Source organism: Pseudomonas sp. G11-1 (assembly GCF_024031555.1).
GTDB lineage: Bacteria > Pseudomonadota > Gammaproteobacteria > Pseudomonadales > Pseudomonadaceae > Halopseudomonas > Halopseudomonas bauzanensis.
In genome coordinates this window covers 22,800-44,543 of sequence record NZ_QEYQ01000007.1, presented here as the reverse complement: position 1 = coordinate 44,543, position 21,744 = coordinate 22,800, and the positions used below count along the sequence as shown (strand labels likewise).

The following is a 21,744-nucleotide window of genomic DNA, read 5'->3' as shown; positions in this document are numbered from 1 at the left end:
CAGAGAGAACAGACGATGAAGACGATCGGACACTTGATCAACGGCACCATCGATACGCAGGCCAGCCGCACCCAGGACATTTTCAACCCGTCGACGGGCGAGGTGTCGAAACAGTTGGCGCTGGCGAGCAAACCCACCGTCGAAGCCGCTATTGCCGCTGCCAAGGCCGCTTATCCGGCCTGGCGCAACACCCCACCACTCAAGCGCGCCAAGATCATGTTCCGCTTCAAGGAACTGCTGGAGCGCAATGCCGATGAGATCTGCCGGCTGATCGGGGAGGAGCATGGCAAGATTGCCCATGACGCCATGGGCGAGCTGCAGCGGGGGATCGAGAATGTCGAGTACGCCTGCGGTGCGCCCGAGCTGCTGAAAGGGGAGTTCAGCAAGAATGCCGGTCCGGCAATTGATTCCTGGAGCGAATTTCAGCCATTGGGAGTGGTCGCGGGTATTACCCCGTTCAACTTCCCGGCCATGGTGCCGCTGTGGATGTATCCCATGGCGATCGTCTGCGGTAACACCTTTGTGCTCAAGCCGTCCGAGCGTAACCCGTCATCGGTGCTGTTTATCGCCGAGCTGCTGCATGAAGCCGGTCTGCCGCCGGGCGTACTCAACGTGGTCAACGGTGACAAGGAGGCCGTGGATGTGCTGCTGAGCGATGCGCGCATCCAGGCGGTCAGTTTCGTTGGCTCGACGCCCATTGCCGAATATATCTACACCACGGCCAGCGCCAACGGTAAGCGCTGCCAGGCGTTGGGCGGGGCGAAGAACCACGCCATCATCATGCCGGATGCGGATATGGATAATGCCGTATCAGCCCTGGTTGGCGCTGCCTTTGGTTCATCCGGGGAGCGCTGCATGGCGCTGTCGGTGGCGGTGGCGGTAGGCGATGAGGCGGCTGATGCGCTGATCAGCAAGATGTCCGAGCAGATGAAGAGCCTCAAGGTTGGTGCCTTCTCTGACAAGACCAATGACTTTGGCCCGGTCATCACCCGGGCACACCAGGAAAAGGTCATCGGTTATATCAGCAGTGCCGAGCAGCAGGGCGCTACCCTGGTGGTCGATGGCCGCAAACCGACTGTGGCAGGTTACGACAAGGGTTTCTATGTCGGTGGAACCCTGATCGATAACGTGACCGCTGACATGACCTGCTACAAGGAAGAGATCTTTGGCCCGGTGCTGCTGGTCATGCGTGTCAACAGCATGCAGGAAGCCATGCAACTGATCGACGATCATGAATACGGCAATGGCACCTGTATCTTCACCCGTGACGGGGAGGCCGCACGTTATTTCAGCGACAACATCATGGTGGGGATGGTCGGTATCAACGTACCGCTGCCGGTGCCGGTGGCCTATCACAGCTTTGGTGGCTGGAAGCGCTCATTGTTTGGCGATCTGCATGCCTATGGCCCGGATGCGGTGCGCTTCTATACCAAACGCAAGACCGTGACCCAGCGCTGGCCGTCGGCCGGGGTGCGGGAAGGGGCGCAGTTCTCCTTTCCTTCCTGAATAGGGGCAGCAGCAAAAAGCCGGATCCCGTGATCCGGCTTTCTTGTTGGCTCAGGGGCCGTACTGACTAATTAAAATAATGCCGCGGCACCCGGTTCAGGTTGCAAAACAATTGGTAAGGAATGGTGCCCGCCCAATGGGCGACCTCACTGGCCGCCAGCCCATCGCCCCACAATTGCACCGTACTGCCCAGGCCGCTCGCCGGCAGATCGGTTAGATCGACGGTCAGCATATCCATGGACACTCTGCCGATCAGCCCGGTGCGCTGATTGTCGACCAGCACGGGCGTGCCGGTCTTGGCATGTCGAGGGTACCCATCCGCATAGCCCATGGCGACCACTCCCACTCGAGTGGGGCGCCGGGTAATGAACTGCGCGCCATAGCCGATCGGCTCACCGCGGGGCACATCATGCACGGCAATAATCTGTGAGTTCAGCTGCATCACCGGCTTCAGCCTTGCGGCATTGTTCTGGGCGTCGCTGAACGGAGAGGCGCCATACAGCATGATGCCAGGCCGTATCCAGTCACCATGGGCCTGTGGCCAGGCGAGAACCCCCGGCGAGTTGCACAAACTTGATAGGCCTTCCAGGGCGGCGGTGGTTTCATTGAAACACAGCAGTTGATGCTCCGTGGTCTCACAGTCTGGTTCGTCGGCACGGGAGAAGTGCGTCATCTTCACCACGCTGGCAACCTTGCCGCTGGTGTGTAATGTCCGCCATATTTCCCCATATTCATCCGGCTTGAAGCCTACCCGGTGCATACCCGTGTCCAGTTTCAGCCAGACATGCAGCGGGCGCTCGATAGCGGCCTCCGCCAGGTCACGCAATTGCCCATGATGGTGAATCACAACCCAGAAGTCATATTGCTGGATCAGTGCCAGCTCCGTGGCGTCAAACCATCCTTCCAGCAACAGAATCGGTTGTTGAATACCGGCATTGCGCAGCAGCAGCGCTTCCTCTATACAGGCGACGGCAAAACCATCGGCTGATGCCGACAAGGTTTGAGCGCACCGAATGGCGCCATGGCCGTACGCATTGGCCTTGATCACGGCCAACGCTCTGGCGCCAGAAAACTGCTTGGCCAACAGGTAATTATGGCGCAGGGCGCCAAGATCGATTATTGCGTGGGCTGGACGCATAAGTCTTCATTCCAGGATATCGGGGTAGGAAGGGCGCTGTTCAAAGGGCGGCGACCATGGCAATTTCCACCAGAACATCAGGTTGCACCCGCTCGGCCTCCAGGGCGGCGCGCACGGGGACCACACCTTCGGGCAACCATTGCCCCCAGATCCGGTCCATCTGCTCAAGGTCAGCCTGGATGTCCTTCAGATAAATAGTGGCGGACAGTAGCCTGGTCTTGTCGCTGCCGGCCTCGGCCAGCACTTGCTCGATCGCCGCCAAGGTATTGCCCGCCTGGATATCAAGATCATTTTCGGCTGGGATGGCATCGGCAAACCGACCGGCCAGATAAACAGCATTCTGATGTACCAGCACCTGGCTCATCAGCACCTTGGTATATAAAGGTTGGATATTCATATCGAGTTCCTCCCGGGCGCCAATGGCGCAGGGTTGTTCAAGATGGTTGCACAACAATATTCCCCGGTAACGCTAAGCCCGCTCGCTAGTTGCCGGGGTGTTCAAGGTGTATAATCGCGCCCCTTAACGAACCGACGGCATAGGCTGCAATCGGGTCGCCAGCCCTGCCTAGCGCGAACACGAAGCGCTATCTGCCGCCTTTATGACCGCAACCAAGAGGTGATCCCTTGGACCGAACCATCAACCATTTGACTGAAAGCAACCCTTCAAATGGCGACGCGGCCAAACCCCGCAAGCGTTCGAACGCTAGAAAGGCTCAGGAAGCTCGTATCCTGGATGCTGCCGAAACACTCTTTGCGCAATATGGCTATAACGGTGCTTCTATTGAAGCCATTGCCGAACAAGCCGGTTTATCCAAGCAGAACATGCTTTATTACTTTCCTTCCAAGGAAAACCTGTATCAACACGTGCTGAAGAACGTACTCGATCTCTGGGTTGAGAAGATGACGTTGTTCGAGCAGACCGGTGATGATCCTGCCAGCAAGTTGCGTAGTTATATTCTTGGCAAACTGGAACTGTCACATTCCCGGCCCAACGGCTCCAAGATATTCGCCAATGAAATCATCAATGGCGCGCCTTATATCAAAGACTATTTGCTGAAAAAACTTTTGCCCAAACTCGATGCCGATATTGCCCTGGTCAACAAGTGGATCGCCGATGGTTTGATGGATGCTATCGATCCTTACCATCTGTTCTTTTCCATCTGGGCAACGACCCAGACCTATGCCGACTTTTCCACCCAGATCGCCCTGGTGCTGCGCAAAGACAACCTGGACGCCAGCGATTTTGCAGCGGCAGGCGACTTTCTCACCCACACCATCCTCAAAGGCACCGGGCTCAGCAACTAGCCCTGTTTCCCCCTGAAAGAGCGTGGTCAGGCGCTCCTTCAGGGCGGTGGCATCCGCTATCAGCTGTTGGCGCGCTCGACGACGGCCTGGAACAGCACATTGCAACCGGCCGCCAGGTCTTCCGGCGTCGCATTCTCCGCCTCGTTATGGCTGATGCCATTTTCACAGGGCACGAAGACCATGGCGGTGGGCGCTACGCGGGAGATGTAGCAGGCGTCATGTCCGGCGCCGCTGACGATATCCCGGTGGCTGTAGCCAAAATCCGTCGCTGCCTGGCGTACCAGCGCAACACAGTCGGTATCAAAGGGGACCGGCGGGGAGTACCAGATCTGTTCGAACGCCATTTCCAGGCCTAACTCCGTCGTGACTGAGTCGGCGGTTTCACGCAGGGCCTGATCCATCTTGGCCAGCACCTCGGCATCGGGGTGGCGGAAGTCCACGGTGAAGAACACCTGCCCCGGAATCACGTTGCGCGAGTTGGGAAAGACCTGCAGCAGGCCAACGGTGGCGCAGGCGTTAGGCTGATGGGCGAGGCCGATTTTGTTGACCTGGTCGATCAGTCTGGCAGCGCCAACCAGGGCATCACGCCGGCGACTCATCGGTGTGGGCCCGGCATGGGATTCCTGCCCGGTCAGGGTGATCTCGTACCAGCGCTGGCCCTGGGCATCAGTGACCACACCGATCTGCTTCTTCTCATCCTCGAGGATGGGACCCTGTTCGATATGCGCTTCAAAGAACGCCTTGAATGGCCGGCCGCCGACATCATCGGGGCCGTTATAGCCGATGCGCTCCAGCTCCTGGCCCATGGTCTTGCCGTCAAGATCGGCGCGACTCAAGCCATAATCCAGCTCGAACACCCCGGCAAACACGCCGGAGGCGACCATGGCGGGGGGGAAGCGCGAGCCTTCTTCGTTGGTCCACACTGACGCCTCAATGGGCGCTCGGGTCTCCATGCCCTTGTCGTTCAGGGTGCGAATCACTTCCAGGCCGGCGAGTACGCCATAGATGCCGTCGAACTTGCCGCCGGTAGGCTGGGTATCCAGGTGGCTGCCCATCACCACCGGTGGCAGGGAATCATCCAGCCCGGCGCGGTGGGCGAAAATATTGCCCATCTTGTCGATACGAATGGTGCAGCCCGCGTCTTTGCACCATTGCACAAACAGATCGCGAGCCTGCTTGTCCAGATCGGTCAAGGCCAGCCGACACACGCCGCCTTTTTCCGTCCCGCCAATCTCGCCCATGTCCATCAGGCTTTGCCACAGCCGTTGCTGGTTGATCATGGTTTTCTGCATTGTCTTTGCCTCATTCGGTCATTGTTGTTTTCACTGGCGCGGCCAGACCCTTGTCAAACCGGTGGTGGAGACACCACCGGTGTCAGCTCAGCCCTGGAATCGGGGAATAATGTGTGCGCCATATTGGGCGATGATGTTTTCCTCATCGCCATTGTCCAGATAGATGTTGAACTGCGTGGCGCCGGCCGCCTTGAGCTCATTGAGCTTGCTGACATGCTGTTCGGCTTCACCCAGCACACAGAAGCTTTCAACGATGTCCGGGGTGATGAAGTCGAGGTAGGGGTTATCGCTCTGGCCATGCTTGGAGTAGTCATAGCCCTTACGTTTCTCGATATAGGCGGTCAGGCTGGCGGGTACGGTGCCGCTGTCGCTGCCATACTTTTCCACGATGTCGGCGACGTGGTTGCCGACCATGGCGGGGAACCACTTGGTGGCTTCGATGCATTGATCCCGGCTTCCAAAATACGCTGGCGCAGCGACAATCACCTTGTAGTTGTCCATGTTCCGGCCCGCTTCCTTGCCGGCACTGATGCTCTGTTCAGCCAGCCATTTGACGATACTCGGCTCACCGATCTGCAGAATGACGCCGTCGCCCACTTCCCCTGCGGTTTTCAGTGCCATGGGGCCATAGGCACCGATATGGACGGGCAGCTCATAGCCGTCGGACCAGGGGAATTTGACGGGCTCGGGGCATTCGCCATAAAGCACCTCTTCGCCACGGATCATGGCTTTTACCTTGGTGGTGAATTCGGCTACCCGTGCCAGCGAAGCGGGTTTCTTGCCCATCACGCGCACCGAGCTGTCACCACGGCCCAGGCCAATATCGAAGCGACCGCCGCTTTGCTTGGCCAGGCTGCCGAACAGGCTCGCAGCCAGGGACCAATCGCGGGCATTGGGGTTGGTGACGCAGGGGGCAAAGCGCATCTTGGCGGTGTGTTCCATGCACATGGCGATGGCCGGATAACACTCGCGCCACAGAATGTGCGAGTCATAGAACCAGCAATACGCGAAGCCGGCTTCTTCGGCCTGTTTGACCAAGCTGCGGGCCCGTTCGGGGCTGACAAAACCTTTAAAGCAGATACCGAATTCCATTGTTATTCTCCTGTGTCGGTAGGTACTTCTGATGCATCAGGCGTCTGGCGCCCAGATACGGATTCCTGCGTGGGTGAAAGGGACTTTCTTGGAAATGTTCAGGCGGATCAGGATCGGCGTAATCGCCTCGATGCAGCGGGCGCTGCTGGCGGGACCGCAGTCATAGGCGGTGACGTCCATTTTGTTGATCAGCTCGATGACCTTGTCCTTGGCCGGCATGGCGTCGCCGCAGACCAGCACATCGCAATTGATGGCGTGGTCCAGATGGTTCAGGGTGGCGGCAGAGACGTTATGCAGCGCGCCGACAACGGGGATCGCCTCGCCCAGTAGTTGCTGGGCCGCTTCGGTCGCCGAGCCGGCCCCCGGCATGGCCACCGCACGCGGATTGCCCTCCGCCAGCGGGACGACGATATCGATCAGAATCTTGTCCTGCAGCAGCTCGCGGATGGAGGCTAGGGTGACGTCATGGGCCGCGTAGGGAACAGCCAGAACCACCATTTCATCCGCCGCGCCCACGGCGTCGCGAATGTCCATGCCCCGGATCGAGGCGGCCGAGGCGGGCAGCAGCGCCTGTAGTTCCTTGGCTGTTGCGCTGGCCCGCTCGGCATCGCGGGAGCCGATCGCTACCGGGACACCGGCTCGCGCCCAGCGCAGAGCCAATCCCCGACCCTGCGGGCCGGTACCACCTAGAATTGCAATTGTCATCGGAACAGGTCCTCTTTTTGTGGTCTTATCAGGTCAGTTGCCGAGCTGGGGGCAGGCTCCCAGTCCACGCCCTGGAAAAGAATTGCGGGGGTTTTGCCGTTCTTGCTCATCAGCAGGCCGGAAGCTGCAGCTATTTCATCGGCCAGGGCCGGGATGGTGACGGCCAGCTCCCGGCCAAAGGCATCCCGGTCGCCGACCAGACTGACCTGGGCGGGCACATTGGCCAGGCCGATGGCGACGTTGACCAATCCCATTCGCCACGGTCGGCCAAAGGTGTCGGTGATCACTACGCCAAGGCGCACGCCGAAGGTTTCTTCCAGCGCTGCGCAGATTCTCCTGGCGCTGCTGTCGGGATCCTTGGGTAGGAGAATGACGGTGTTGTCTTCACCCACATTGGATTCGTCCACCGCCGCGTTGGCGCAGATAAAGCCCAACCGGTGTTCGGCGATCAAGATGCCTTCGGCTTGTTGTGGATGTTTGAAAGCGCGTACCACGCGGCGGGATTCACGCAGAATGACTTCGATCTTGCGCGGGTCCTTGTTCAGTTGCGCCGCCAACTCCCGAGCCTCTTCGCCAGGCTTGATCGTTGCCAGGGACACTACCTGGCCTTCGGCTTTGGAGACGACCTTATGGGCGATCACCAGAATGTCGCCATCGCTCAAGGCCACATCGTTGCTGCGAATCGCCTGGGCCAGGATATCGGCCAGGTCATCGCCGGGCAGAATGTCGGCGATACCAGCCAGGGCGGTCATGCTCAGGCGCTGCGGTTGACTCAACATGCCGGTACCTCCTGCACCATAGCGGGGCGATGCGCTGGCCGTGATGGGCCCGATGGCAGCGGGTCCCAACGGGCACCAAACGATGTGCTGGTCGTCGCGCTGGCGCTGGCCAGGCTGGCAAGGTCAGCTGGTGTATCGATATCGAAGCTCAGCTTGGGTAGATGGATCAGGCTGCAGGTGATGCCCCTGCGGTGCGCGGCATTCCAGTGCTGGTCACTTGAATTGAGGCCGAACTGAAAGGGCAGAATGTTCGGCGGTGTGGTCAGCAAGGCGTTGGTGCCACGGTCATGGGCCGGGCTGATCAGCACGGAGGGCACCGGCCGGGGGTGGTTGAGCAGGGTGCGCAATTCGGCCTCATCCAGCTGGGCTATGTCCGCCGGGATCAACAGCTGTGAGTCATAGCCCTGTACGCTGCTCCAGTCGGCGGCCAGTTGGGCTGCCGCGGACATCCCCCGCGAGCAGTCTTCACGCAAGACCGCTGCGCCGTAACTGCGGGCCAACTGAGCGATGGTGTCGCACGCCGTGACTACCAACACATCCTGCTCCGGCATCCGATCACGGAAAAACGTCAGGGTGCGTTCACATAACCACCGGGCCAGGGTTGCCCGCCGGCTGGCGCCAAGCAAGGGCTCCAGGCGGGACTTGGCATCCGCGAAATCCCTTACCGGGATCACCACCAGCGTTTTCATCAGCATGCCAGCCTCTCCTCAGTAAGCTGGCCCTGGGCGAACTGCAGCAGCTCGCGGGCCAGACGTGTCTTGTCGGCGTCATTCAGCATCAGGGTATTGGTCGTCATGACGTGGAGTCCGCGCTCTTGCAGGGCGCTGGCGTCGGGCTGGTCTCGTTGGTCGATGATCAGGCCGTCAATCAGGTCGCTATAACAATCTGCGATGCCGAGGTTGTTGCAGCGATAGCCTGATGCGCTCAGCATGCGGTCGGCCGGACCCTTGACGGTGGCGCCCCCGATCAGGGGTGAAACGGCGACCTTCACGGCATTGGCCAGGGCAAACGCCTGACCCAGTCCAGGCACGGCCAGGATCGGACCGATACTGACAATCGGGTTGCTCGGCGCGATGACCAGCAGGTCTGCTTCGCGAATCGCCGCCAGTGCCTCCGGCGTGGCTGTTGCGCGCTCGACACCGTCAAGCTGTATGTCGAGGATTTCGGGCCGGCACTGCTCGCGGACAAAATATTCCTGGAATGACAGCCAGCCCTCGGGCGTTCTGATCCGGGTCTGCAGGCGATCATCGGTGGGCAGGATGATGTTGCTCTGCACACCAAGGGACTCGGCAATCCGCTGGGCGATAACGCTGGGTCGAATACCCTGGCCGCGCAACTGGGTCCGCAGGATATGGGTAGCCAGATCCTGGTCGCCCAGATACATCCAGCTGTCGCAACCCAGGCGCTTCAAACTGTCGAGCACGCGGTTGCTTTCATCGGCCAGCCCCCAGCCTTTTGCGCTGTCGATGCGGCCGGCCAGGGTATAGGTCAGGGTGTCGATATCCGGGGAGACCCACAGGCCGTGAAACTCCTGATCATCCGCGACGTTACCGATGATGCTGAGCTGCCCGGGTTCACAAATGGCCGCCAGGCCAACCGCGAGCTTGGCGCCGCCGACCCCGCCGGCAAGCAAGGTAATACGAGGGTGTCGATTCATCATAGCCCTCCGGCGACCTGGGACAGCTGCGCGACGGGCACGATCTGGGGGCTGTCATACACGGTGATATGCTGATACAGCGTATTGCGTCTGACCGGCTGCCGCCCCATGTTGCGCATGATGTGCAGGAAGGTATCCGGATGCATTTCCTGACCATGCTCAGCCCCTGCCGCGCGGGAAATGCTCTCGTTCATCAGCGTGCCGCCCAGATCATTCACGCCGGCGGTAAGCATCTGCTGGGCCAGTTCGGGCCCCAGCTTGACCCAGGACGCCTGGATGTTATCGATCCAGCCGTTGAGCATGAGCCGGGCGACAGCATGCATGCGAATATGCTCCAGCCGCGTGGGGCCCGGCCTGACGCCCGCCTGCTCCAGATACAGCGGGGTTTTATGGTGGATGAAGCCCAGGGGCACGAACTCGGTGAAGCCACCGGTTTCCTTCTGGATGTCACGCAGCAAGGCCAGATGCGCCGCCCAGTGCTCCGGGCCGTCAATGTGGCCATACATGATGGTGGAGGTGGTGGGCAAGCCCAACTGGTGCGCGGTCTTGACGATCTCCACCCATTCCTCGGTGGTCAGCTTGTCGCGTGTCAGCTGCTTGCGGATGGTGGTATCGAGGATTTCTGCCGCGGTGCCCGGCATCGAGCCCAGGCCGTGATCAATCAGATCCTGGATAAACTCGGCATAGGACATCTTGCTTTTGCGCGCGCCGAACCAGATTTCAAACGGCGAAAACGCATGGATATGCATGTCCGGCAGCTTGGCCTTGATCGCCTTGAGCATGTCCCGGTAGAAGTGGCCGGGAATATCCGGGTGCAAACCGCCCTGGATACACACTTCGGTTGCGCCGCGTGCCCAGGCTTCTTCCGCGCGGGAGACAATTTCATCGAGATCGAAGAACTCGGCATCCGCATCGCCCTTGCGTTTGGCGAAACTGCAGAAGCGACACCCCATGTAGCAAACATTGGTGTAGTTGATATTGCGGTTGATGACGAAGGTAACGGTATCGCCGACGCTGGCGCGCCGTAGTTGATCAGCGCAGGCAGTTAGGGCATCCAGCTCGGCACCCTCAGTGCCAAATAAACTAATGGCATCCGCTTCATTAAGTTCCTGGCCTGCTAATACACTTTCCAGAATATCCCGTATGACTGTGCTCACGCCTGGTTGGTAAAGTTCTTTTGCGGGTTCATGCAAGGCAATCTTTCCTGACACTTGTACATTCATTGCGGAACTCCTCATGACAGGCACTGGTGTAACGCCAGACCATCAGCGCGGGCGATAGCGGATAACCGGGGGGCAATGTCGCCAGCGAAGAAATGCTGCGGGCGCTCAAGATAATGGGGGTAGACCGCGAGGCGTTCTTGCAGTCCGTACCCGCAGTCTGCCGTGGCGCGGCGCAGTGATTCTATTTGTGGCCAGGCGCGTTCCGGGTTGATGTGGTCGATGGTCAGTGGCGAAACGCCGCCCCAATCATTGATGCCGGCCGCAATATAGGATGCAAAGCGGGACTCCAGGTTCGGTGGGGCTTGCAGGCTGATGGACGGCGCGAGCAGCAGGCGCGCCAGCACCAGCGTGCGGACCATGTCATCCAGGTTGGGCTCAGGATGGCCAGCCATGGCGGTACCCGCCTTGGCCCGGAAGTTCTGCACGATGACTTCCTGGATATGGCCGTACTGAAGATGCAGGTTGTTGATCGTCATCAGGCTGTCGACGCGCTCGGCCCAGGTTTCCCCTATGCCGATCAGGATGCCGGTGGTGAAGGGCACGCCCAGTCGGCCAGCCCGGTCGAGGGTGCGGATGCGCTGCACCGGCACTTTATCCGGGCAGGCATAGTGGGCGCCGCCCTTGGCGATCAGGCGGCGACTGACGTTCTCCAACATCATGCCCATGCTCACGCTGTAAGGCTTGAGGAGCCTGATATCCGCTTCCGAGAGCGTGCCGGCATTGACGTGGGGCAGCATGCTGCTTTCGTTCAGCACCATGGCGCAGACCTCGGCCAGGTAGCTGATCATGCTGGTATGACCTTGGCGGGCCAGGGCCGCCCGAGCTTCGGGGTAACGCAGCTCGGGCTTTTCGCCGAGGCTGAACAACACTTCCTTGCACCCCATACGTTCACCGTCATGGACGATCTGCATGACCTCAGTAGGGGTCATCAAGCGCGCATTGGGAGAGTCTGGTTTCTGAACGAAAGTGCAATAACCGCAGTCGTCACGGCACATATTGGTAAGGGGAACAAAAACGGCGCGCGAGTAACTGAGACTCTTGCCCCAGTAAGTATCTCGAATACCTGCCGCTTGGCGGGCCAGTTCCGTGAATTCACTCTTGGGCGCTTTCTCAAGCGCTAATGCCTGTGAACGGGTCAACATAATGACCGCTGCCTCCGTTATTTTTTTTGTGGAGTCTTATGCATGACCGGACATGCTTGTTTTACCAGTCGGTAAAAGAAGAGTAGGTCATATTTTCCCAAGTGGTCAAACTTTTATTGGCATCGCGGCTTATTTAAATTTGACAGAAAGTTGGGAGGCGTCTGGAATGCAGTTTTGCGCTGCAGTGCTGATTATTCGGCAGTGGCGAAAGTGCCATAAACGTAACGGCAATGGCTTCCCGGTAAAGCGCGGTCAGCGATTTATCGGCGTTAATAGCTAGCCTGTCGGCCCCGCGATATGGGGTTCGAGCATCTCGAGAATGATACTGGTCGGCTGGACCCCTGAGAATCCATCCACCGGCTGGCCGTGCCGGAACAGGACGACCGTCGGCAGGGTGCGAATGCCGAAACGCTCGACCAGTGCGGGCTGTTCATCACAGTTGACCTTGGCCAGTTGCAGGTGGCCGGCGTGGCTGTCAGTGATGGATATCAGCATGGGCAGGAGCGCCTTGCATGGCGCGCACGCAGGTGCCCAGAAGTCAACCAGCACTGCCTTGTCATGAGAGCTATCGAGCACCAGGCGATCAAAGGTCTCGGTGGTGACATCGAACATGCGGGGCTGGCTCATGGCGTTTCCGGATCGGGCTGGCATGGGTCTTATATGGGGCGGGGCAGGCGAGTTATCAAGGTGTCGAACGGTACAGCGCGACCCGGCGAAAATCGACCGGTTCGCCCAGGTCGGGCCAGGTCTGACCGCTGAGGGTGTCTATTCGTTGGTAGCCGGGGTGCTGCAGGTCGCGCACCCGCGAGTCGGCCACCAGCACCTGATCGGCACGATCGAGGAACAGGTCGAGAAAGCCGTGGTTGTCGCGGTCATAGAGCACATCGGCGGCGAGTATCAGGTCCAGTTCGCCGGTGACGGCAAAGTAGTCGGCAGCCAGCTCGACATGCTGCCCATTGAGCTCGGCATTCAGGCCGCTGGCCAGCCGTGCCGGCTGGTCCAGGTCACAGGCGATGCTATGTTTGGCACCGGCAGCGCTGCACGCCAGGGCGACGATGCCCGAGCCCGCGCCGAAATCCAGTACCCGCTTGCCCCGTACCTGCTCCGGGTGGTCGAGAATCCAGCGTGCCAATGCCAATCCGCTGCCCCAGCAGAACCCCCAATAGGGCGGCTCTTCGAGCAGGCGGCGGGTTTCTTCGCTGGAAAAGGCGCGCTGCAGGTTGGCGGGGTCGAGTAGCCACAGTTGCAGCTCGGGTAGACCGGGCAGGGCACTGGCCAGCAAGCGTGCTTCCGGCAGGGTTTCTTGCAGGAGGCGATGCAGATCGTCAAGCGGGCCGGGTGCAGACATGATGGGTACCGTGGCAGAGGGCGGCCGCATTCTAGCCGTATCCGCGGCAATGATGGAACCACGTGCCCGGCATTACATGGGCTTACTTTAATAACATTGTGCCAGCGAGTATGCTATGGGGCTTTTGAACAATCTACCCAGCGAGCCTGCGCACGGCCGCTGTTCAGACCTGCTACGGATCCGAACATGTATTGTCCTTTTTGCGGCGCTAATGACACCAAGGTAATCGATTCCAGGCTGGTCGCCGATGGCGGTCAGGTGCGTCGTCGGCGCGAATGCCTGGCCTGCCAGGAGCGTTTCACTACCTTCGAAACGGCTGAGCTGGTGTTGCCGCGCATCATCAAGCAGGACGGCCGCCGCCAGCCTTTCGATGAGGACAAGCTGCGCGCCGGACTGTTGCGTGCGCTGGAAAAACGTCCGGTCAGCGTCGAGCAGATCGAAGCCGCCCTGGGCCGCATCAAGCATCGGTTACGTGCTACCGGTGAGCGCGAGATCAAGGCGATGGTGGTCGGTGAAATGGTGATGGCCGAGCTCAAGCAACTGGACGAGGTGGCTTACATCCGCTTTGCCTCGGTATACCGGCGTTTCCAGGACCTCAACCAGTTCCGCGAGGAGATTGATCGTCTGTCCCGTGGCGAGCCGGTTGAACCCGATGCCTGAGGATGCCACCGATCATCGGCTGATGGCCCGGGCCATTCAATTGGCGGCCCGAGGTCTGTACACCACCGAACCGAATCCCCGGGTGGGCTGCGTACTGGCGCGCGACGGCGAGATTGTCGGTGAGGGCTGGCACGTGCGTGCCGGCGAGGGCCATGCCGAGGTCAACGCTCTGGCCCAGGCCGGCGAACGCGCTCGCGGCGCTACGGCCTATGTCACCCTGGAGCCCTGCAGCCACTTCGGCAAGACCCCGCCCTGCGCCAATGCCCTGATCGATGCGGGCGTCAGCCGCGTGGTGGCGGCCATGCAGGACCCGAATCCCCAAGTGGCAGGCCAGGGGCTGGCGCGGCTGCGCGCCGCCGGCATCGAGGTCGACTGCGGCCTGCTGGAAAGCGAAGCGCGGGATCTCAACCCCGGTTTCATCAAGCGCATGCAGCAGGAATTACCCTGGGTGCGGTTGAAACTGGCCATGAGTCTGGATGGTCGCACCGCCATGGCCAGTGGTGAAAGCCAGTGGATCACCGGGCCGCAGGCTCGCGCCGATGTACAGCGCCTGCGGGCGCGCAGTGGTGCGGTGATCAGCGGGGCGGATAGCGTGCTGCTGGATGATTCGGCGCTGACGGTGCGCGCCGCCGAGCTCGGCCTGGATGCCGACCTGGCAACCGCAGCTGCCGCCAGCCAGCCCCTGCGAGTGTTGATCGATGGGCGCCTGCGAGTACCGCTGCAGCAGCGGCTGTTCCGCGAAGCCGGTCCGGTGCTGGTGGTCTGTGCCGACACGCAGCAACGCGAGGCGGAGTACCGGCATCACGGAGCCGAGTTGCTGGCGCTGCCCGGCGAGCAGGGCAGGGTCGATCTCGGCGGCCTGCTGCAGGAGCTCGGCCGGCGTGGCTGCAACGAGGTGCTGGTAGAGTCCGGTGCCGATCTGGCGGGTGCCTTCTGGCGCGCTGCCTTGGTAGATGAGTTGATTGTTTATATGGCGCCAAGGCTGCTGGGTAGCCGGGCGCGACCGCTGTTGGAACTGCCCTTCGACAGGATGGCCGAGGCCATGGATCTCGATGTGACCGACATGCGGGTTATCGGCCGTGATTGGCGGATTACGGCGCGACCGGTGTCTTCCTTCCGAGAGTAACCACCCCATGAGCGTAGTAGAAGTAGCCCTGCTGCTGATGGCCATTCTGGCCATCCTCGGCGTCATATTTGAAGAAGTGACCCACATCAGCAAGTCCATCGTCGTGCTGTTCTTCGGTACGCTGGCCTGGATGCTGTTGTTCATCAGCGCGCCGGACGAGGCATTCCGGCTGCGGGTGCAGGAAGCCTTCAACCATAATATTCTCGATATCGCCGGGCTGTGGCTGTTCCTGATGGCGACCATGACCTTCGTCGCCTATCTGAACAAGAAGGGCTTGATCGACAGTGTCATCTTCAAGATCCTGCCCCGGCAGATCAGCGAGCGTAAACTGCTGTTTCTGACGGCGCTGTTCTGCTTCGCCTTTTCCTCCTTCGCTGACAATATCACCGCAACCCTGGTGTCCATGGCGCTGGTGCTGAGCCTCAAGCTGGAACTGCGCAAGGCCCTGCGCTTCGCCACGTTGGTGGTGTTCTCGGTCAACTCCGGTGGGGTGGCAATGATCACCGGCGACGTCACCACATTGATGATCTTCCTTGCCGGCAAGGTGGAGATCACCCAGCTGCTGTTGCTCAGCCTGCCGGCACTGGCGGCGGTCATGCTGCTGGCCGGGATGCTGTCGATCGGCATGAACGGTGTGGTGACCATTGACCGCAGCAATCGGGTGCACTCGCAGCGCACTGGGCGGATGGTCGCATGGGTCTTCTTCCTGACCATCTTCGCCACCATCGTGCTCAGCCTGCTGTTCGATATTCCGCCGACCCTGACGTTTCTGGCGGGCCTGTCGGTCATGTTTCTGCTGGCGCACCAGATGGAAGAAAAGGTCATCAATGACCCTATCCTCGAATACATCCGCGCCATCGAATTCGAGACCCTGCTGTTCTTCCTCGGTATTCTGCTGGTGGTCGGCATGCTGCAGTTCATTGGTGTACTTGGCAGCCTGACCGCGTTATACGACATGATGCCGACGCTGCTGGCCAACTTCCTGATGGGCTTGCTGTCGGCGTTGATCGACAACGTACCGCTGACCGCCGCGCTGCTCAAATCCGACCTGGAAATGAGTGTCGCTGAATGGATGGGGCTGACTTATGCTGTCGGTGTGGGGGGTTCCCTGCTTATAATTGGCTCCGCCGCCGGGATCGTGGCCATGAGCAAGTTGCCGGGGTTGACCTTCATGTCCTACTTCCGCAGCTTCGGGTTGTTGTTCTTCGCCTTCGTTGTCGGCTTCCTGGCGGTTTACGGCGTGGGCGTGTTGATCACGCCCTGACCATGCATCTGTAACCGAGGCAATCATGTTTACCGGGATAATCGAAGCAGTTGGACAGATCCACAGCCTGCAGCCACGCAGCGGCGATGTGCGGGCTTATGTGAAGACCGGCAAGCTGGACCTGGCCGACGTCAAGTTGGGTGACAGCATCGCCGTCAACGGCGTGTGTCTGACGGTCGTGGAACTGCCCGGCGATGGTTTCTGGGCGGATGTCAGCCAGGAAACCATGCGCCGCAGCGCCTTTACTGAGCTGAAGGTGGGCAGCCGGGTGAATCTGGAGAAGGCGTTAACCGCCTCCACCCGGCTGGGCGGACATCTGGTCAGCGGCCACGTCGATGGTGTCGGCAAGGTCCTGTCACGGGAAGAGGAGGCGCGCTCGGTGCGCTTTCGCATCGAAGCGCCGGCGGCGCTGGCCCGCTATATCGCCGAGAAGGGTTCGATTACCGTGGATGGCACCAGCCTCACGGTCAACGGGGTTGATGGTGCGATCTTCGACCTGAACATCGTCCCGCACACCCTGCAGGAAACCGTGATGGGCGATTACCAGCCCGGCCGTCCGGTGAACCTGGAGGTAGATGTGATCGCCCGTTATCTGGAACGTCTGCTGCTGGGTGACAAGGCTGCCGAAGCGGGCGCCGCCCCCGGTATCAACATGGCGTTTCTTGCCGAGAACGGCTTTCTGAAGTCCTGACAACGTGCCCGGGAGGGCCGTATGAAACTGAATACTATTGAAGAACTGATTGAAGATATCCGCGCCGGCAAGATGGTCATCCTGATGGATGATGAGGACCGCGAGAATGAAGGCGACCTGATCATGGCCGCCGAAGCCTGCAAGGCCGAAGACATCAACTTCATGGCGCGCTATGGTCGTGGCCTGATCTGCATGCCCATGAGCCTGGAGCGCTGCGAACGGCTCAAGCTGCCGCTGATGGTGCAGCGCAATGGCTCGGGGTTCGGCACCAAGTTCACCGTTTCCATTGAAGCCGCCGAAGGTGTCACCACCGGCATTTCCGCTGCCGACCGGGCGCGCACCGTGGAAGCGGCCGCCGCCCCCGATGCTGTCGCTGAGGATATCGTCAGCCCCGGTCATATCTTCCCGTTGATGGCCCAGCCCGGTGGTGTACTGGCGCGGGCCGGCCATACCGAAGCCGCCTGTGATCTGGCGCGCATGGGTGGCTTCGGTGAGTCCGGCGTCATCTGCGAGATCATGAACGAGGATGGCAGCATGGCGCGGCGTCCCGAACTGGAAGCCTTTGCCGAAGAGCACGACCTGAAGATCGGTACCATTGCCGACCTGATCCACTACCGCCTGCTCAATGAGCGCACCGTGCAGCGGGTTTCCGAGCAGCCGCTGGATACCGAGCTGGGCACCTTCAACCTGGTGACCTACAAGGACAGCCTGGAGAACGCCGTACACCTGGCCTTGACCCTGGGCGAGATCGAACCGGAACAGCCGACCCTGGTGCGGGTGCACAACATGGACCCGCTGCGCGACCTGTTCATGGTCAAGCAGCCGGGCCGCTGGAGCCTGCGCGCGGCCATGGCCAAGCTGGCCGAGCAGGGCAATGGCGTGGTGTTGCTGCTGGGCAACCAGATGGAAGGCGACGAACTGCTGCACCATGTGCAACAGCTGACCGGCGATGAGCCGGCAGTACGCCGTCCCACCACCTACAATACCGTAGGGGCCGGCTCGCAGATCCTGCGCGATCTGGGTGTGCGCAAGATGCGGCTGCTATCGTTGCCGATGCGCTTCAACGCCATATCCGGGTTCGACCTGGAAGTAGTAGAATACCTGCCCTGCGAATAAACGCATTTGGATTCACGGCGGCGCCTGGCGCGCCGCCGGTTCTTTAAGAGAGATTGACATGACTGCTATCCGTACCATCGAAGGCGACTTCGTCGCTGCACAGGGTCGTTACGCCCTGGTTGTCGGCCGCTTCAACAGCTTTGTGGTTGAAAGCCTGGTCGACGGCGCCGTTGACACCCTCAAGCGCCATGGGGTCAAGGAAGCCGACATCACCATCGTTCGCGTCCCCGGTGCCTTTGAAATTCCGCTGATGGTGCGCAAGGTTGCTGATCTCAAGCAATACGACGCCATCATCACTCTGGGTGCAGTCATTCGTGGTGGCACCCCGCACTTCGAATACGTCGCCGGCGAATGCGTCAAGGGCGTGGGCGCGGTGTCGCTGGAAACCGGTATTCCGGTAGCCTTCGGCGTACTGACCGTCGACAGCATCGAGCAGGCCATCGAACGTTCCGGTACCAAGGCAGGTAACAAGGGCGCGGAAGCCGCCCTCTCGGCAATCGAAATGGTCAGCGTGATCAAGCAGCTGGAGGCCTAAGTGGCTGATCACGACGCGAAACCCAAGCGTTCCGGCGGGCAATCCCGCAACGCCATGCGCCGCAAGGCCCGCAGCCTTGCGCTGCAGGCCCTGTACTCCTGGCATATGGCTGGCCAGTCACTGACGGACATCGAGGCGCAACTGCGCAGCGATCCCGAGTATGACTTCGACAGTGCGGACGGTGCCTACTTCCGTGAGCTGTTGCTGGGCGTGCCGCAGAATCTCCATGAGATCGATGGCCACCTGGAGCAGGTGCTGGATCGGGGGATCGCTGAAGTTGATCCTATCGAGCTGGCCATCCTGCGCATCGGCGTGTTCGAAATGACCCGCCGTGTGGATGTGCCCTACAAGGTGGTGATCAACGAAGGCATCGAGATGGCCAAGACCTTCGGTGCCACCGATGGTCACAAATACGTCAACGGCATCCTCGACAAGCTGGCACCCCGCCTGCGCAGTGTCGAGGTGAATGCGTCCCGTCGGGGGCGCTGAGCCACGGCAGGAGCAGCAGCCATGCCGCTGGGCGAATTCGGACTGATCGGCCGCTACTTTCAGCGCGCGGCGCTGGAACAGGCGGGCGGGCATGCCAAGGTCGCACTCGGCATCGGTGATGACGCTGCCCTGTTGACGCCGACACCGGGCTGCCAGTGGGTCATATCCACTGACAGTCTGGTGCAGGGCGTACACTTCCCCGAACACTATTCCCCCCAGGATCTCGGCTACCGCGCGTTGGCGGTGGCTGTCAGCGATCTGGCGGCCATGGCCGCCACGCCGGTGGGGTTCACCCTGGCGTTGACCCTGCCCGCGGTGGATGAACACTGGCTGCAGGCGTTCTCCACTGGCCTGGCCGCTTGTGCCACGGATCACCGCATCAGCCTGATTGGCGGCGACACCACCCGCGGCCCCCTGAATATCGGCGTCAGTGTCTTTGGCGAGGCGCCGCAGGGGCAGGCCTTACGCCGTGCCGGCGCCCGGCCGGGAGACCTGCTGTGTGTCGGTGGCCCTCTCGGTGATGGCGCCGCTGGTCTTGCTGTGGTGCTGGAGCAGGGGCTGCCGGATAACCTGGCGGCGTCGGCCCGTGAGTATCTCGCTGCGCGTTTCTGGCGGCCACGGGCCCAGTGTGAATTGGGCGTCGCGCTGGCGGGGATAGCGTCCGCCGGGCTGGACGTCTCGGATGGCCTGCTGCAGGATGCGGGACACCTGGCCGGTGCCAGCGGCGTGGCGCTGCATATACATGGCGCCGATCTGCCCGGTTCCGCGGCCCTGCGCGCCTGGCCGGCTGCTCAGCAGCGGGAATGGATGCTGCGCGGCGGAGATGATTACGTCCTGTTGTTCACCTTGCCGCCGGAGCACGCCGCGCTGGTCGCGCAATGGGCCGGGCAGGGCTGGCCGGTCAGGGTGATCGGCGAAGCGGCGGCGGGCAGTGGGGTCTGGCTGGACGGTCAGGCGACCGGCGGCGCCGGTGGTTATCAACACTTCAAGGAATCCAAGCATGGCTGAATCCCATGAACCAACGCCGGCCTCGGTATGGCGCAACCCCATCCACTTTCTGGCGTTCGGCTTTGGTAGCGGCGCGCTGCCCAAGGCGCCGGGTACCTGGGGCTCGCTGGTGGCATTGCCTTTCGTGCTGCTGTGGCAGCAATTGCCGCCCGGCGGTTATGCGCTGGTGCTGGTGCTGAGTACGCTGCTGGGTATCTGGCTGTGCCATCGCACCGCCGCCGATCTGGGTGTGCACGATCACGGTGGCATCGTCTGGGACGAGTTCGTCGGCGTGTGGATCACCCTGTGGCTGGCGCCGCCCGGCTGGCTGTGGCTGATCATCGGCTTTCTGCTGTTTCGCCTGTTTGACATCTGGAAGCCCTGGCCAATCGGCTGGGTGGATCGGCAGGTCAGCGGCGGGTTGGGCATCATGCTCGACGATATACTCGCCGGCATCATGGCCTTGCTGGTATTGCTGGTACTGGCCGCGATCCCCGGCCTGGCATGAGAGGGCACATCGGCGCTGACTGCGGTGCCCATGTGCTGTTAAGATAACGGCCCTCTAATCAGCGTGGTCGTACAGGAGACAGCGTGCCAGTCACCTTTGTTGCGTCATCCCAATTGCCCACCCAGTGGGGCACTTTTACCATGCACGGCTTCCTTGAGCCCGGTACCGGCAAGGAGCACGTGGTGTTGACCATGGGCGACGTAAGCGACGGTCAGCCGGTGCTGGGGCGCTTGCATTCCGAATGTCTGACCGGCGACGCGCTGTTCAGCCTGCGTTGCGACTGCGGTTTCCAGCTGGAAGCGGCCCTGAAGGCAATAGCCGAAGAAGGCCGTGGCGCGCTGCTGTATCTGCGTCAGGAAGGCCGCGGCATTGGTCTGATGAACAAGATCCGCGCCTATCATCTGCAGGACGGCGGCGCCGACACCGTCGAGGCCAACGAGTTGCTCGGTTTCGGCGCGGATCAGCGTGACTACGGCATCTGCAAGCCGATGCTGGCGCATCTGGGGATTACCAGCCTCAAGCTGCTGACCAACAACCCGCGCAAGGTCAAGGCGCTGGAAGACTTCGGCATCACGGTGGCCGAGCGCATCCCGCTGAAGACCGGCCTCAATCCGTTCAATCGCAACTACCTGGCCACCAAGGCCGGCAAGCTCGGTCATTTGCTGGGCACCATTCACCAGGCCGAGGCAGAATGATGCTTGATACCCGTCCCCACTGGCAGGCGATGCGCCGCAACTGGCGCATGCAATGTCTGGCTTCACTGATTTTGCCGATTGCCGTGGTCTGGTTCTTCCATGATCGCCAGGGCGCTTACCCGGAAGTGGCGCTGCCGCTGTTCATTGCCGGCCTGTTGACCCTGCTGCTGAGTGTCTGGCGCTACCGTCACTTCCGCCAGGCAGTGATCGATGCCGACGCCCAGCAGAATAGCGCCGAGGCCGAATCGGCCTGGACTCGCCTGCACCATCAGCAACTGCTGGGTCTGACGCATGCCAAACTGCCCGGCTGGCTGGGCATGTTGCATTACGTCTGCACGCTGGAAATGACCCCGTTGATCCTGCTGGTGCTCGCCAGTCAGGGCGCCATGTTGCTGTATCGGCCGCCGGCACAGCGTTTCGGTTGATTGCACCGCCCAGGCGTTTTCTGTACCGACCTCGATAGTATCAACCAGTACGCCGCCCCAA

The 21,744-nt window shown here is 61.1% G+C and carries 24 protein-coding genes and 1 pseudogene; 13 read left to right on the top strand and 12 right to left on the bottom strand.

From position 1 onward, the window contains the following. Window positions 1-15: 15 nt before the first annotated feature. Window positions 16-1,506, top strand: coding sequence for a CoA-acylating methylmalonate-semialdehyde dehydrogenase (locus tag DHB74_RS15725; RefSeq protein ID WP_499161979.1), 1,491 nt, complete (start codon window positions 16-18; stop codon window positions 1,504-1,506). A 67-nt stretch (window positions 1,507-1,573) separates the two neighbouring features. Here DHB74_RS15725 and alr read toward each other — a convergent pair whose 3' ends face one another. Both alr and DHB74_RS15715 read right to left on the bottom strand, forming a co-directional pair. Beyond that, window positions 1,574-2,644: an alanine racemase gene (gene alr, locus DHB74_RS15720; RefSeq protein ID WP_499161977.1), complete on the bottom strand. Its 1,071-nt coding sequence runs from the start codon at window positions 2,642-2,644 to the stop codon at window positions 1,574-1,576. A 40-nt stretch (window positions 2,645-2,684) separates the two neighbouring features. Then, on the bottom strand, window positions 2,685-3,041 hold the full coding sequence (locus DHB74_RS15715; RefSeq protein WP_499161975.1) for a RidA family protein: 357 nt from the start codon (window positions 3,039-3,041) through the stop codon (window positions 2,685-2,687). A gap of 227 nt (window positions 3,042-3,268) precedes the next feature. Here DHB74_RS15715 and DHB74_RS15710 point away from each other — a divergent pair, with 227 nt between their 5' ends. Then, entirely contained in the window at window positions 3,269-3,949 is a 681-nt protein-coding gene (locus tag DHB74_RS15710; protein ID WP_211242674.1) for a TetR family transcriptional regulator C-terminal domain-containing protein, read from the top strand. A gap of 59 nt (window positions 3,950-4,008) precedes the next feature. On the opposite strand, the gene DHB74_RS15705 is transcribed toward DHB74_RS15710, so the two are convergent. The 10 genes and pseudogenes from DHB74_RS15705 to DHB74_RS15660 form a co-directional block, all read right to left on the bottom strand. Beyond that, window positions 4,009-5,241, bottom strand: a complete 1,233-nt coding sequence (locus DHB74_RS15705) for a Zn-dependent hydrolase (protein WP_499161973.1) — start codon at window positions 5,239-5,241, stop codon at window positions 4,009-4,011. Window positions 5,242-5,328: 87 nt separating this feature from the next. Continuing rightward, window positions 5,329-6,333, bottom strand: coding sequence for a TIGR03842 family LLM class F420-dependent oxidoreductase (locus tag DHB74_RS15700; RefSeq protein WP_499161971.1), 1,005 nt, complete (start codon window positions 6,331-6,333; stop codon window positions 5,329-5,331). Window positions 6,334-6,369: 36 nt separating this feature from the next. Continuing rightward, window positions 6,370-7,038, bottom strand: a complete 669-nt coding sequence (gene npdG / locus DHB74_RS15695) for an NADPH-dependent F420 reductase (RefSeq protein ID WP_499161970.1) — start codon at window positions 7,036-7,038, stop codon at window positions 6,370-6,372. Then, window positions 7,035-7,817 (bottom strand): coenzyme F420-0:L-glutamate ligase, encoded by a 783-nt coding sequence (gene cofE / locus DHB74_RS15690; protein ID WP_499161968.1) that lies wholly within the window; start codon window positions 7,815-7,817, stop codon window positions 7,035-7,037. The genes npdG and cofE overlap by 4 nt, the downstream gene beginning before the upstream one ends. Next, on the bottom strand, window positions 7,811-8,512 hold the full coding sequence (gene cofC, locus DHB74_RS15685; protein ID WP_499161966.1) for a 2-phospho-L-lactate guanylyltransferase: 702 nt from the start codon (window positions 8,510-8,512) through the stop codon (window positions 7,811-7,813). The genes cofE and cofC overlap by 7 nt, the downstream gene beginning before the upstream one ends. After that, complete coding sequence (gene cofD / locus DHB74_RS15680) at window positions 8,506-9,474, bottom strand: 2-phospho-L-lactate transferase (RefSeq protein ID WP_499161964.1); 969 nt, start codon at window positions 9,472-9,474, stop codon at window positions 8,506-8,508. Before cofD ends, cofC begins: the two co-directional genes overlap by 7 nt. Beyond that, window positions 9,474-10,631, bottom strand: a complete 1,158-nt coding sequence (gene cofH / locus DHB74_RS15675; RefSeq protein ID WP_499161962.1) for a 5-amino-6-(D-ribitylamino)uracil--L-tyrosine 4-hydroxyphenyl transferase CofH — start codon at window positions 10,629-10,631, stop codon at window positions 9,474-9,476. Before cofH ends, cofD begins: the two co-directional genes overlap by 1 nt. Window positions 10,632-10,708: 77 nt before the next feature. Then, window positions 10,709-11,839 (bottom strand): 7,8-didemethyl-8-hydroxy-5-deazariboflavin synthase CofG, encoded by a 1,131-nt coding sequence (gene cofG / locus DHB74_RS15670; protein ID WP_499161960.1) that lies wholly within the window; start codon window positions 11,837-11,839, stop codon window positions 10,709-10,711. A gap of 285 nt (window positions 11,840-12,124) precedes the next feature. Further along, window positions 12,125-12,466: pseudogene (locus tag DHB74_RS15665) on the bottom strand (thioredoxin family protein); the annotation flags it as partial. 55 nt (window positions 12,467-12,521) lie between these two features. After that, window positions 12,522-13,187 carry a class I SAM-dependent methyltransferase gene (locus tag DHB74_RS15660; protein WP_499161958.1) on the bottom strand — a complete coding sequence of 222 codons (666 nt, stop codon included), beginning with the start codon at window positions 13,185-13,187 and terminating at the stop codon, window positions 12,522-12,524. Between the two features lie 186 nt (window positions 13,188-13,373). Between DHB74_RS15660 and nrdR the strand changes: the two genes are divergently transcribed. The 11 genes from nrdR to DHB74_RS15605 all read left to right on the top strand — a co-directional run bounded on the left by nrdR (window position 13,374) and on the right by DHB74_RS15605 (window position 21,683). Continuing rightward, window positions 13,374-13,847: a transcriptional regulator NrdR gene (gene nrdR / locus DHB74_RS15655; protein ID WP_036993630.1), complete on the top strand. Its 474-nt coding sequence runs from the start codon at window positions 13,374-13,376 to the stop codon at window positions 13,845-13,847. Continuing rightward, window positions 13,840-14,973, top strand: coding sequence for a bifunctional diaminohydroxyphosphoribosylaminopyrimidine deaminase/5-amino-6-(5-phosphoribosylamino)uracil reductase RibD (ribD, locus tag DHB74_RS15650; protein ID WP_499161956.1), 1,134 nt, complete (start codon window positions 13,840-13,842; stop codon window positions 14,971-14,973). The genes nrdR and ribD overlap by 8 nt, the downstream gene beginning before the upstream one ends. A gap of 7 nt (window positions 14,974-14,980) precedes the next feature. Continuing rightward, window positions 14,981-16,237: a sodium:proton antiporter NhaD gene (gene nhaD, locus DHB74_RS15645; RefSeq protein ID WP_499161954.1), complete on the top strand. Its 1,257-nt coding sequence runs from the start codon at window positions 14,981-14,983 to the stop codon at window positions 16,235-16,237. A 25-nt stretch (window positions 16,238-16,262) separates the two neighbouring features. Next, the gene (locus tag DHB74_RS15640) at window positions 16,263-16,928 is read left to right on the top strand and encodes a riboflavin synthase (protein ID WP_074781270.1); all 666 of its coding nucleotides are present in this window, start codon (window positions 16,263-16,265) and stop codon (window positions 16,926-16,928) included. Between the two features lie 21 nt (window positions 16,929-16,949). Continuing rightward, window positions 16,950-18,044, top strand: coding sequence for a bifunctional 3,4-dihydroxy-2-butanone-4-phosphate synthase/GTP cyclohydrolase II (gene ribBA / locus DHB74_RS15635; protein ID WP_499161952.1), 1,095 nt, complete (start codon window positions 16,950-16,952; stop codon window positions 18,042-18,044). 58 nt (window positions 18,045-18,102) lie between these two features. Next, the gene (gene ribH / locus DHB74_RS15630) at window positions 18,103-18,579 is read left to right on the top strand and encodes a 6,7-dimethyl-8-ribityllumazine synthase (RefSeq protein ID WP_036993624.1); all 477 of its coding nucleotides are present in this window, start codon (window positions 18,103-18,105) and stop codon (window positions 18,577-18,579) included. Window positions 18,580-18,633: 54 nt separating this feature from the next. Continuing rightward, window positions 18,634-19,068 carry a transcription antitermination factor NusB gene (gene nusB, locus DHB74_RS15625; protein ID WP_136870019.1) on the top strand — a complete coding sequence of 145 codons (435 nt, stop codon included), beginning with the start codon at window positions 18,634-18,636 and terminating at the stop codon, window positions 19,066-19,068. A gap of 27 nt (window positions 19,069-19,095) precedes the next feature. Further along, complete coding sequence (gene thiL, locus DHB74_RS15620; protein ID WP_499162018.1) at window positions 19,096-20,076, top strand: thiamine-phosphate kinase; 981 nt, start codon at window positions 19,096-19,098, stop codon at window positions 20,074-20,076. Then, complete coding sequence (locus tag DHB74_RS15615) at window positions 20,069-20,563, top strand: phosphatidylglycerophosphatase A family protein (RefSeq protein WP_499161949.1); 495 nt, start codon at window positions 20,069-20,071, stop codon at window positions 20,561-20,563. Before thiL ends, DHB74_RS15615 begins: the two co-directional genes overlap by 8 nt. 83 nt (window positions 20,564-20,646) lie before the next feature. Continuing rightward, the gene (ribA, locus tag DHB74_RS15610) at window positions 20,647-21,258 is read left to right on the top strand and encodes a GTP cyclohydrolase II (protein WP_036993620.1); all 612 of its coding nucleotides are present in this window, start codon (window positions 20,647-20,649) and stop codon (window positions 21,256-21,258) included. Next, complete coding sequence (locus tag DHB74_RS15605; RefSeq protein ID WP_499161947.1) at window positions 21,255-21,683, top strand: hypothetical protein; 429 nt, start codon at window positions 21,255-21,257, stop codon at window positions 21,681-21,683. The genes ribA and DHB74_RS15605 overlap by 4 nt, the downstream gene beginning before the upstream one ends. Window positions 21,684-21,744 lie beyond the last annotated feature (61 nt).